Genomic DNA, 11,695 nt, shown 5'->3' with positions numbered 1-11,695 from the left:
CACTCGAAATTACATATGCGCGGCGATTAAACGCTGGTTGTCCTGATACATTGCGAACAGATAGTTGTTATAACTCTGTCCCTTAGTGGAATAACCCTTCAGCTTATGGATCATCGCGGTGGCGGTGACTTCCTGATCGGCTTTACGCAGCTGCGCACGTGACTTACGGAAGGAAGAGTAGGCCGGATGCGTATTCAAATTAATGACGTAAGCATTCACCGACTCTTTCACTGATTCAAATTGTGAGTAGCCTTTGACCTTACCCGGTGCATTGTTACAACGACCCTTGCCGCATTTCATGCCAAACAGGTTGTTGTTGCTACGCGCCAGCTTCGACGTACCCCAGCCGCTTTCTGCCGCAGCCATGGTTGCCACCATACTGGTCGGGATAATGTCTACACGTTCAAGCAGCGTATTCCACGGAATTTTACGCGTGTTACCAGACCAGTTCACCTTGTAGCGCTTCGCGATGTCTTTCATACGCGTACGCTCAGTCGGTGACCAGCGGTTCTGGTACTGTTTTGAAATCAGCCAGTTACGGTCCGCCGTAATGGCAGCATTTTGACTGGTAATATAAGGCATAACCGTCCGGAGAAACGCTTTTTTCCTTGGTGTTCCGGAAGGGTATTTTCGCAAATCAGGAAGTGAACTACTCTTTGCACTATTGCGAGAATACTCTTGTTTACTGCTAACCTGTTTATTACTTGCCTTGGTTATCTGGGGCTTGTGACTCGTTGTCGCCGTGTGTGTCTTTGCCAGCACCTCACCCGAAAATGCAACGGTGAGTAACATAAGAATCATTGCCCCATATCGTCGAATGGGAGTCAATATCATTAGGTCTCCTGGTCGGATTTATACATTCCAACACCTTATATTTTTCACAAAAATGAGAGATGAATCTCAAATCATATCAAAAATAGCCGTCAAGAGCACCCACAGGAATAGTCCAATTCTGAAACTATGTCACGTATTAACGGTTCTGGGTGCCATTAATTCGAAGAAAATGTGGAGGTTATCGCAAAATCAGTTCATTTTTTGCGCGCGATCGCTCACCCTCACTTCTCCTCCTGGCGGAATCAACTCAAAGGAGGAGTTTCCGGCCTGATTTCGCTGGCAAACTGGCGAAAATCGCAGCATCAAGGACAGCACTATGAAACTTGCCGCCGTTGCGCTGGCGCTAATGCCCGGCATTGCCATCGCCTCATCATGGACGTCTCAAGGACTTCCCACCTTCGAAGCGGAAGGTACGGGTAAATTCGTCAGCCATGCAGCGTTGACGAAGGGTACCCGTCCTTTAACCCTGAATTTTGACCAACAGTGCTGGCAGCCTGCTGATGCGATAAAACTCAACCAGATGCTGTCGCTAAAACCTTGTGAAGGCACGCCGCCACAGTGGCGTTTATTCAAAGACGGCGATTACACGCTGGAAATCGATACCCGCTCCGGTACGCCGACGCTGATGCTGTTGGTAAAAAGTGCTAAGGACACCGTCACCACCCAGATTCGCCAATGCCCGAAATGGGACGGCTCACCATTAACGCTGGACGTGAGCCAGACCTTCCCGGAAGGTGCCGTGGTGCGTGATTTCTACAGCCAGCAAACGGCAACGGTAAAAAACGGGTCGATTACCCTACAGCCCGCCGCAACCAGTAACGGGCTGTTGCTACTGGAACGGGCGGAAACCGATGCCCCCGCCGCTTTCGACTGGCATAACGCCACGGTGTATTTCGTCCTGACGGACCGCTTTGTGAATGGCGATCCGAGTAACGACCACAGCTATGGGCGTCGCAACGACGGCATGCAGGAAATTGGCACTTTCCACGGTGGCGATTTGCGCGGGCTCGCCAGCAAACTCGACTACCTGCAACAGTTAGGCGTCAACGCCCTGTGGATCAGCGCGCCGTTTGAGCAAATCCACGGCTGGGTCGGCGGTGGCTCCAAAGGGGACTTCCCCCACTACGCTTACCACGGCTACTACACCCAGGACTGGACCACGCTTGACGCCAATATGGGAAACGAAGCGGACCTGCGTGCGCTGGTTGATGGCGCACACCAGCGCGGCATCCGTGTCTTGTTTGATGTGGTGATGAACCATACCGGCTACGCCACGCTGGCGGATATGCAGGAGTATCAGTTTGGGGCACTGTACCTATCGGGCGATGAACTGAAAAAAACGCTCGGGGAACGCTGGACGGACTGGCAGCCATCCGCCGGGCAAAGCTGGCACAGTTTCAATGATTACATCAACTTTAGCGATAAAGCTGGCTGGGAAAAATGGTGGGGGAAAAACTGGGTCCGCACCGATATTGGCGATTACGACAATCCTGGCTTTGACGACCTGACGATGTCGCTGGCCTTCCTGCCCGATCTGAAAACCGAATCCACCACGCCTTCCGGGCTGCCAAACTTTTATCAGCACAAGCCGGATACGCACGCCAAAGCCATCGCCGGTTACACGCCCCGGGATTATCTGACGCACTGGCTCAGTCAGTGGGTGCGTGATTATGGAATTGACGGATTTCGGGTCGACACCGCTAAACACGTCGAGCTTCCCGCCTGGCAGCAGCTAAAAACACAAGCCAGCGCGGCGCTGGTCGAATGGAAGAAAGCCAATCCGGAAAAAGCGCTGGATAATAACCCCTTCTGGATGACTGGCGAGGCCTGGGGTCACGGTGTGATGCAAAGCGACTATTACCGTCACGGCTTCGATGCGATGATCAATTTCGACTACCAGGAGCAGGCGGCAAAGGCCGTTGATTGTCTGGCAAATATGGACCCCACCTGGCAGCAGATGGCGGATAAATTGCAGGACTTCAACGTCCTGAGCTATCTCTCCTCGCACGATACACGTCTGTTCCGCGAAGGTGGAGACAAAGCCGCCGAGCTATTGCTGCTGGCACCTGGCGCGGTTCAACTCTTTTATGGCGACGAGTCGGCCCGCCCCTTTGGCCCAACCGGCTCAGACCCATTACAGGGTACGCGCTCAGAGATGAACTGGCAGGATGTGACCGGGAAATCTGCCGCCAGCGTCGCACACTGGCAGCGAATCAGTCAGTTCAGGGCCAGACATCCCGCCATTGGTGCCGGTAAACAAATCACGCTGCCGCTGACGCAGGGATACGGATTTATTCGTGAGCATGGCGACGATAAGGTGATGGTGGTGTGGGCCGGTCAGCCCTGATCCCGGCAGGCTTCTCGCTGTGCACGCAGCGGGAAGCCTTACTCAACATTAAAAACCAGCCAAATAAAAATCATTAGCACAAAATCTCAATCCGGCCTGATACCCCTGATTTGCACCCTGCCATGGGTAGCGCTATGGTTAGCCACTTTATTACTCAGTTCGACAGACCACCTGCTATGACATTCTCACTTTTTGGCGACAAATTTACCCGCCATTCAGGCATCACACGCCTGATGGAGGACCTTAACGACGGTTTACGCACCCCAGGCGCCATCATGCTCGGTGGCGGCAATCCGGCGCAAATTCCAGAGATGCAAAATTACTTTCAATCTCTGCTGGCAGATATGCTGGAAAACGGCAAAGCCACTGATGCGCTTTGCAATTACGATGGTCCACAAGGTAAAACCGAGCTGCTGACTGAGCTGGCGAAACTGCTACGTGAGAAGCAGGGTTGGGATATCGAGCCACAAAATATTGCACTGACAAATGGCAGTCAGAGCGCATTTTTCTACTTATTCAATCTGTTCGCCGGACGCCGCGCCGACGGAACAACGCAAAAAGTGTTGTTCCCGTTAGCTCCGGAATACATTGGCTATGCTGATTCCGGGCTGGAAGAGGATCTTTTTGTCTCCGCGCGTCCAAACATCGAACTGTTACCAGAAGGTCAGTTTAAGTATCACGTTGATTTTGAACACCTGCACATCGGTGAAGAGACGGGCATGATCTGCGTGTCACGTCCGACAAATCCGACAGGCAACGTGATCACCGATGAAGAGCTGATGAAGCTGGACCGGCTGGCCAACCAGCATGGGATCCCGCTGGTGATTGATAACGCCTATGGCGTACCGTTCCCCGGCATCATCTTTAGCGAAGCGCGCCCGCTGTGGAATCCCAACATTGTGCTGTGCATGAGCCTTTCCAAGCTGGGTCTGCCAGGCTCCCGCTGCGGCATCATTATCGCGAATGAAAAAATCATCACCGCCATCACCAACATGAACGGCATTATCAGCCTCGCGCCTGGCGGAATGGGCCCGGCAATCATGTGCGAAATGATTAAGCGCAACGACCTTCTGCGCCTGTCCGAGACGGTGATCAAGCCGTTTTATTATCAGCGCGTTCAGGAGACGATTGCGATCATTCGCCGCTATTTATCTGAAGATCGGTGCCTTATTCATAAACCGGAGGGCGCGATTTTCCTGTGGTTATGGTTCAAAGATTTGCCTATCACCACCGAACTTTTGTATCAGCGTCTGAAAGCGCGTGGCGTACTGATGGTTCCCGGTGACTACTTCTTCCCGGGTCTGGATAAACCCTGGCCGCATACCCATCAGTGTATGCGGATGAACTACGTGCCAGAACCGGAGAAAATCGAAGCTGGAGTGAAGATTCTGGCTGAAGAGATCGAACGCGCCTGGCAGGAAGGCTAACGCAAGTCCCGACCCGAGAGCGGGTCGGGCTCACTTCACAGCGGCTGTGAACACAGACGCTGGCGCTGAATGCTGACGGCATCTATACACTGCAACGCGCTGGTCGGACAGGCTTCGACACACGCGGGTCCCGCATCACGGTGCCAGCATAAATCGCATTTTATCGCCTGCACCCGTGACGAGCGGGCGACGACATTCATTGCCCCAAACGGGCAGGCCAGCATACAACTTTTACAACCTATACAACGCGCCTGTTCAACGAAGATATGCCCATATTCACGACGAATTGCGTGCGTCGGGCAGACATTTGCACAGGGAGCGTCCTCGCATTGATGGCAGGCGACTGCCGTCGTAAAGGCGTCGTCTTTGATCACGCGGATGCGCGGGGTAAACGCAGTGGAAGAGACCGACGCACAGTCCTGGTTTTGCTGGTGCGCGACGACGCAAGCAACTTCACAGGTACGACACCCAATACATTTTGCCGCATCCGCCATAATAAACTCGTTCATTGCTCCCTCCGTCTGCGTGAAAACCACAGAGTGCCAGAGAGGTTGCCCCTGACGCCTTGATCGGACAGGGGAAACGGTTAAATATTGTCAGGTGCCTGAATAACTATGGATATCTGCCTAATCGCGAACGGTAAAACCCAGCTCATTGGAAATGGTCAGATGACGATGCTTCGGGTCTTATCCGGTCTACCGCATTGAAAAGATTGCCCTCCTCCCTGAGGACAAACGGGTGAGAATCAGAAACGCCAGGTCAGACCGGACATAAAGGTAAAGCTGTCATCACGGTCAACCATCGGGCTATTTTTAATATCATCTGGCAGCGCACTATAGTTGGCGCTGGCCAGCAGCGTCAGATTGCTGGTCAATGCGTATTTAGCGGACAGGCCAACATACGGTGTCCAGCTATCGCCAGGGGAGTAGCTTGATAACCCACTACGGCGGGATTCATTGCCAGAGATGCCGTAGTAATATTCGTTGAAGTTTTCGTCATAGTAGAGCACGCCAATCGCCGGCGTCAGCGTCAGCTTGCCCATCGGCATTTGGCGAAACAGAGACATTTCCCCAACCCAACCGTTGCTGTTGTCCAGCACATCCGCTGCTGCGGAGACTTTCACGCTGCCCCATTTCTCATGGTGATACCATGCAGCACCTGCCATCGCGGTTGCGTCACGCTTGTTCAGTTGCTTCATCGCTTGATCGTCGTTATCACCCGGATCAAACTCAAGCGGCATGTACGAGGCAGTAATGCTAAATTCATTACTTTCATTTTTTGAAAGAATATAACCTAACGTTGTTTGCCTAAAATAAAATGATTCACTTTCATAACTGACAAGCGGTACTGCGTGAACGTTATCATTATATCCACGATAAGGAGATTCGTTATATACAGCGCCGCCGCCAATAGAAAATTCTGCGGCAGTTGCGCTCGCCATAAATGAAAAGGCGAATAGCGCCACAATATTGCGTTTAATTAACATGCCCACATTCCATTTTAAAATAAGATACAAAACGCGTGCATAATAATGCTTACAATTTCATCGGTGCAAGATTCATATTTATATAGTAATATATACAAACATATATATATTGGGTTTGGCGATGAACAAATTACAACTCAAACACCGGGAACTGAAGATTATTTCGGTAATTGCTGCCAGTGAAAACATCAGTCATGCCGCTACGGTTCTCGGCATCGCACAAGCCAACGTTAGTAAGTATCTTGCTGATTTTGAATCCAAAGTTGGACTAAAGGTATTTGATCGCACCACTCGACAGCTCACCCTCACACCGTTTGGTACAGCGCTGCTTCCTTACATCAATGACATGTTGGACAGAAACGATCAGCTCAATAATTTCATTGCTGATTATAAGCACGAAAAACGTGGCCGGGTAACCGTATATGCTCCGACGGGCATAATTGCTTATTTATCGCAACATGTGATCGCAAAAATTCAGGATATTGGTGGAATTAGCCTCTCACTTAAAACATGTAACCTGGAACGAAAGGCATTTTTTGAAGGTGTCGACTTCCCTGAAGATTGTGATATTTTAATTACCTATGCGCATCCTAAAGATGAATCTCTGGTTGCCAGTTTCATTACCAAATATGCGGTGACGGCTTTTGCCAGCCCTGAGTATATCAAAGCACATCCTATTAGTAGCCCTGATGAACTGGAAGAACATTCCTGTATCCTGATTGATTCCATGATGATAGATGAGGCTAATATCTGGCGTTTCACTTCTGCCGGAGGCAAGGAGATGCACGATTATCGGGTGACCGGAAATTATGTCTGCGACAATACACAGTCTGCACTGGCGCTGGCACGTAACCATCTGGGCATTGTTTTTGCGCCAAATGCGAGTATCCAAAAAGATATTGAATCCGGGTCGCTGGTTCCATGTTTCTCAGAACAACATGAATGGTGGCTGGATTTGGTGGTGATTTTCCGCAAACGTGAATATCAGCCATGGCGGGTACAGTTTATTCTTGATGAGATGTTAGCAGAGATCCGCCAGCAACTTACTCAGGCGCTGGAACAGCAGCCTGAGTAAGCGAAATTAGGGTACCAGGTTCAAAATGGTAAGCAAAATAGCCTGCGCCTAGTGATCGAGATACAGATAATGCACCCAACTGGTCATACGCAGCAGAACCTTACGCATCACTGACACATGGGTGAAGTGATCAGAATAAACCGCGACCTGCGCATAAATCCCGTCAGGCAGAGCGTTCACATCCACATTATCATTCAGCTCAATCGTGGCGATCACCCCTTCCGATCCGGGCGTAGAATTTAAGGATTGCAGCGCCCCATTCGACTGGTATGTCCCCCCCGGTACGGCCGGGCTGATGGCAGCCAGTTTGCCGCTGAAAACCTTACCCGGCAGGGCGTTAAACACCACTTCAGCTTCATCGCCTGGCTCCAATCGCAGCAACGAGTTTTGCCGGAACTGGGCGATAATTTGCCGTTTTTGATCCGGGATAAACACCATCACCGGACGCATAGGCAGCGCGGCGGCATAGGTTCCCGGTCGCATCAGCACCTGCGTAACGTAACCATCGCTGGGCGCGCGAACCACTGTCTGGTCCAGGTTGAACTCCGCTTCGGCTAACTGCGCTTTCAGGCTGGCAATTTGCGAATTCTCACCCTGCACCAGGCTGTCTAACTGACTCTGGATTTGCTGTTGTTCCGCAACGGAGGATTTCACCGCTGCTTCCTGCGCCAGATAGTTTTGCCGCGCCGCATCGATATCGCGTTCAGAAAAAGGATTGACCTTCGCCTGACTCCCCTGCGCATAGCGCTGGTAATCTTTAGCTAGCTTGTCACGCGTAGCCTTTGCCCGCTGCGTGTTGGCTTGCATTTCGTCTAACTGCGCCACCAGCACCTGCTCTTTATGTTGTGCGGTGACAATATCAGCTTTCAGGCGATCAACTCGTGCCTGATAACGTCCCGGATTAAGTTTAAACAGTACCTCACCTTTTTTGATCAGCGTATTCTTCTTATCCGTCACTTCCGTCACGACCCCCGTGACCTGCGGTACTACGGGAATAGAAATTACTGCCTTTTGCGCCTTAAATGTATACGGATGGTTATAATTCATCAGTAATATAAGCCCGCAAACAATGAATATACCGCCCAATGCTGCAGTGGGTACTGTCCATTTATTGGCAGGAATTTTAAAAATCTTAAATATTGACCATGCGCACGCCACATAGGTCAGAACGATCAATAAATCCATCGATATTACTCCGCCGGAGAGGTCTTCGCCTCACCCAGTTTCTTTTCCAGATCGGCAACCCTGGCCTGCAACTGGATCAGGGAAGAATCCGCGCTTTGCATACCCCACCCGCGTTCCGGGCGATAAAGCGTTGCCCAGATCCATAAAAAGGGCCAAATGACATGTAAGGTAAACAAACTCACCCAGCCTGCGACATGTATTGCGTCAGCGTGAGGGTGGTTACGTTTCTTTGCAATGAGATAGGGAATATCATGCAGAATAATAATCCCGTAAAAAATGACCAGGAATACAAAAATAAGCACTCCTAATGCAAAATAATTAAGGAACATATTTGCCTCAGGGATTTAAATTAAAAATTCGGCTGCAATTTGATTTACACAATAGAGTTGATAATAGTAGTGGAATGACCAGATTGGATGCAATCGTCTTATTTATATAACGATATATGGGTTTATATATAACTGCAGAATAAAGATATGCCCGGCGCAAAACCGGGCAATAAGTGATGAGAAATTAAAATAGTCCCAGCGGTTTATCCGAGTAGCTCACCAGCAGACATTTGGTTTGCTGATAATGCTCGAGCATCATCTTATGCGTCTCGCGCCCGATGCCTGACTGCTTATAGCCACCGAATGCCGCATGGGCCGGGTAAGCATGGTAACAGTTGGTCCAAACACGCCCCGCCTGAATCCCACGGCCCATCTTGTACGCCAGATTTCCATTACGGCTCCAGACACCAGCGCCAAGCCCATATTGGGTGTCATTGGCGATTTCCAGCGCCTCTTCCATGGTTTTAAAGGTCGTGACGGCCAGCACGGGCCCGAAGATCTCTTCCTGGAAAACCCGCATGTTGTTCTTGCCAAACAGAATGGTTGGTTCGAGGTAATAACCTTCTTTTAAGTCGCCATCCAGTTGCTTGCGCCGCCCACCGGTGAGAACATCAGCCCCTTCTTTCTTACCAATATCGATGTAATTCAAAATGGTTTCCAGTTGACCATGCGAGACCTGCGCACCCATTTGCGTCACGCTGTCTAACGGATTGCCGCTGCGAATACTCTCCACCCGGCGGATAGCTCTTTCCATAAAACGTTCGTAAATAGATTCCTGTACTAACGCACGGCTCGGACAGGTACACACTTCACCCTGATTGAAGGCAAACAGCGCGAAACCTTCCAGCGCTTTGTCAAAAAACGCATCCTCTTCATCCATCACATCAGCGAAGAAGATATTGGGCGATTTCCCACCCAGCTCCAGCGTGACGGGAATAATGTTCTGCGTGGCGTATTGCATGATCTGCTGCCCAACTTCCGTTGAGCCGGTAAACGCCACTTTCGCAATGCGTTTAGACGTCGCCAGATACTCACCGATTTCCCCACCCGCACCGTTTACCACGTTCACCACGCCTGGCGGGAGCAGATCGCCGATGACTTCCATCAGCAACAGCACGGACAGCGGCGTGAGGCGCGCGGGTTTAAGCACGACGCAGTTACCCGCCGCCAGCGCGGGCGCCATTTTCCAGCTGGCCATCAGCAGCGGGAAGTTCCACGGGATAATTTGCCCTACCACGCCAAGAGGTTCATGGAAGTGATAAGCCACGGTCTCGCTATCAACCTCGCTTATACCCCCTTCCTGCGCACGAATACAGGAAGCGAAATAGCGGAAATGGTCAATCGCCAGCGGAACATCTGCCGCGCTGGTTTCGCGGATGGGCTTACCGTTATCCCAGGTTTCTGCCGTCGCCAGCAGTTCCAGGTTTTTCTCCATACGATCGGCGATTTTGAACAGTATCGCCGCCCTGTCCTGCACGGATGTCTGCGCCCACTTGTCTTTTACTTTGTGCGCGGCATCCAGTGCCAGATCGATATCCTTTTTGCCGGAAGAGGCCACTTCGCACAGTAATTGCCCGGTTACCGGCGTCAGGTTTTGGTAATACTCGCCGTCCACCGGGGCAACCCAGTCACCGCCGATAAAGTTATCGTATCGGGCTTTTAACTTCAGAGGGTAACCATACTCGCCGGGATAAATACGCGTTGAAGGGGGGTTATTGGTCATGACCGTCTCCTTGCTGTAGGGGTACTACAAGGGTAGACGGGGCTGGCGAATTATTCGCCAGCCATTTACTGCTTTACGACAGGTATCACGAATTACATGGCTGCGCGATAAATCGCCATGATTTCTTCATGAGTCGCCTGAATCGGGTTAGTGAAACCGCAGGCATCTTTCAGAGCATTGGTCGCCAGTACGGCAATATCCTCTTCCTTCACGTTCAACTCACGCAGACCGGCCGGGATATTCACTTTCTGCGCCAGTTCGCGGATCGCCGTGATGCAGGCTTCCGCCCCTTGCTCTGCGCTCAAGCCAGCAACGTCCACACCCATTGCCGCGGCGCAATCACGCAGGCGAGCGGCAGCCACTTTGCTATTGAAGACCTGCACATGCGGCAGCAGCACTGCGTTACATACACCGTGCGGCAGATCGTAGAAGCCACCCAACTGGTGCGCCATTGCGTGCACATAACCAAGAGAAGCGTTGTTAAAGGCCATGCCCGCGAGGAACTGCGCGTAAGCCATGGCTTCGCGCGCCTGAGCATTGCTGCCATCTGCAACGGCGACCGGCAGGTTTTCCGCAATCATGGTGACCGCTTTCAACGCGCACGCATCGGTAATCGGCGTTGCAGCAATAGACACGTAGGCTTCAATGGCGTGGGTCAGCGCATCCATACCGGTTGCCGCTGTCAGGGACTTCGGCATGCCGACCATCAGCGAGGAGTCATTAACGGACAGCAGCGGCGTAACATGCTTATCCACAATCGCCATTTTAATGTGACGTACTTCATCGGTAATGATGCAGAAACGGGTCATCTCAGATGCCGTGCCCGCGGTGGTGTTAATGGCGATCATCGGCAGCTGTGGTTTTGCAGAACGGTCCACACCTTCGTAATCGCGAATATCACCGCCGTTAGCCGCCACCAGCGCAATGCCCTTCGCACAATCGTGCGGAGAACCGCCGCCGAGGGAAATAACGCTATCACATTCATTTTCTTTCAGTATGTGCAGGCCAGCAGCGACGTTACTGGTCGTGGGATTAGGATGCGTACCGTCGAAAATTACACTGAAAATATCACGTTCCTGTAATGCTTTTTGAATCTCGCCAGCCATACCTAATTTTGTCAGCATGGCATCCGTGACAATCAGCGTACGACGAAAACCATATTCTGCCATTGTATTCATTGCGTCTTTTAATGAATCAGCGCCAATTACATTCACGGAAGGAATAAAAAATATTGAAGCAGCCATTGTACGATCCTTAATTACTCTAAAGAGTCAGGAAGCATACGAGTG

At 51.3% G+C, this 11,695-nt stretch carries 10 protein-coding genes; 3 read left to right on the top strand and 7 right to left on the bottom strand.

What is annotated here, in order from left to right:
* Nucleotides 1-9: 9 nt before the first annotated feature.
* Entirely contained in the window at nt 10-834 is an 825-nt protein-coding gene (locus HV350_RS00990; RefSeq protein WP_016154930.1) for a protein bax, read from the bottom strand.
* A gap of 316 nt (nt 835-1,150) precedes the next feature.
* On the opposite strand from HV350_RS00990, the gene malS reads away from it, so the two are divergent.
* Both malS and avtA read left to right on the top strand, forming a co-directional pair.
* Entirely contained in the window at nt 1,151-3,181 is a 2,031-nt protein-coding gene (gene malS / locus HV350_RS00985; protein ID WP_181629625.1) for an alpha-amylase, read from the top strand.
* Between the two features lie 134 nt (nt 3,182-3,315).
* Entirely contained in the window at nt 3,316-4,608 is a 1,293-nt protein-coding gene (gene avtA, locus HV350_RS00980; protein ID WP_225622922.1) for a valine--pyruvate transaminase, read from the top strand.
* Nucleotides 4,609-4,643: 35 nt separating this feature from the next.
* On the opposite strand, the gene HV350_RS00975 is transcribed toward avtA, so the two are convergent.
* Nucleotides 4,644-5,117, bottom strand: coding sequence for a 4Fe-4S dicluster domain-containing protein (locus HV350_RS00975; RefSeq protein WP_181629620.1), 474 nt, complete (start codon nt 5,115-5,117; stop codon nt 4,644-4,646).
* A gap of 236 nt (nt 5,118-5,353) precedes the next feature.
* Entirely contained in the window at nt 5,354-6,094 is a 741-nt protein-coding gene (locus HV350_RS00970) for a MipA/OmpV family protein (RefSeq protein ID WP_016154944.1), read from the bottom strand.
* A gap of 121 nt (nt 6,095-6,215) precedes the next feature.
* On the opposite strand from HV350_RS00970, the gene HV350_RS00965 reads away from it, so the two are divergent.
* Entirely contained in the window at nt 6,216-7,169 is a 954-nt protein-coding gene (locus HV350_RS00965) for a LysR family transcriptional regulator (RefSeq protein WP_115190065.1), read from the top strand.
* 48 nt (nt 7,170-7,217) lie between these two features.
* Here the strand turns inward: HV350_RS00965 and HV350_RS00960 are convergent, their stop codons facing one another.
* The 4 genes from HV350_RS00960 to yiaY all read right to left on the bottom strand — a co-directional run bounded on the left by HV350_RS00960 (nt 7,218) and on the right by yiaY (nt 11,650).
* Nucleotides 7,218-8,354 (bottom strand): HlyD family secretion protein, encoded by a 1,137-nt coding sequence (locus tag HV350_RS00960; protein WP_016154946.1) that lies wholly within the window; start codon nt 8,352-8,354, stop codon nt 7,218-7,220.
* A 5-nt stretch (nt 8,355-8,359) separates the two neighbouring features.
* Nucleotides 8,360-8,683, bottom strand: a complete 324-nt coding sequence (locus HV350_RS00955) for a DUF3302 domain-containing protein (protein ID WP_003024200.1) — start codon at nt 8,681-8,683, stop codon at nt 8,360-8,362.
* Nucleotides 8,684-8,867: 184 nt separating this feature from the next.
* Nucleotides 8,868-10,406 (bottom strand): aldehyde dehydrogenase AldB, encoded by a 1,539-nt coding sequence (gene aldB, locus HV350_RS00950; RefSeq protein ID WP_181629618.1) that lies wholly within the window; start codon nt 10,404-10,406, stop codon nt 8,868-8,870.
* A gap of 92 nt (nt 10,407-10,498) precedes the next feature.
* Nucleotides 10,499-11,650 carry an L-threonine dehydrogenase gene (gene yiaY, locus HV350_RS00945; protein WP_181629616.1) on the bottom strand — a complete coding sequence of 384 codons (1,152 nt, stop codon included), beginning with the start codon at nt 11,648-11,650 and terminating at the stop codon, nt 10,499-10,501.
* Nucleotides 11,651-11,695 lie beyond the last annotated feature (45 nt).

It is taken from the genome of Citrobacter sp. RHBSTW-01013 (genome assembly GCF_013781985.1).
Taxonomy (GTDB): domain Bacteria; phylum Pseudomonadota; class Gammaproteobacteria; order Enterobacterales; family Enterobacteriaceae; genus Citrobacter; species Citrobacter braakii.
This window is presented reverse-complemented; position numbering and strand designations above follow the sequence as displayed.

Excerpts from the sequence above, each read along its gene's own strand:
- HV350_RS00960 (WP_016154946.1), bottom strand. The coding sequence starts at position 8,354 with ATGGATTTATTGATCGTTCTGACCTATGTGGCGTGCGCATGGTCAATA.
- HV350_RS00975 (WP_181629620.1), bottom strand. The coding sequence starts at position 5,117 with ATGAACGAGTTTATTATGGCGGATGCGGCAAAATGTATTGGGTGTCGT.
- malS (WP_181629625.1), top strand. The coding sequence starts at position 1,151 with ATGAAACTTGCCGCCGTTGCGCTGGCGCTAATGCCCGGCATTGCCATC.
- HV350_RS00955 (WP_003024200.1), bottom strand. The coding sequence starts at position 8,683 with ATGTTCCTTAATTATTTTGCATTAGGAGTGCTTATTTTTGTATTCCTG.
- aldB (WP_181629618.1), bottom strand. The coding sequence starts at position 10,406 with ATGACCAATAACCCCCCTTCAACGCGTATTTATCCCGGCGAGTATGGT.
- HV350_RS00965 (WP_115190065.1), top strand. The coding sequence starts at position 6,216 with ATGAACAAATTACAACTCAAACACCGGGAACTGAAGATTATTTCGGTA.
- yiaY (WP_181629616.1), bottom strand. The coding sequence starts at position 11,650 with ATGGCTGCTTCAATATTTTTTATTCCTTCCGTGAATGTAATTGGCGCT.
- HV350_RS00970 (WP_016154944.1), bottom strand. The coding sequence starts at position 6,094 with ATGTTAATTAAACGCAATATTGTGGCGCTATTCGCCTTTTCATTTATG.
- HV350_RS00990 (WP_016154930.1), bottom strand. The coding sequence starts at position 834 with ATGATATTGACTCCCATTCGACGATATGGGGCAATGATTCTTATGTTA.
- avtA (WP_225622922.1), top strand. The coding sequence starts at position 3,316 with ATGGTTAGCCACTTTATTACTCAGTTCGACAGACCACCTGCTATGACA.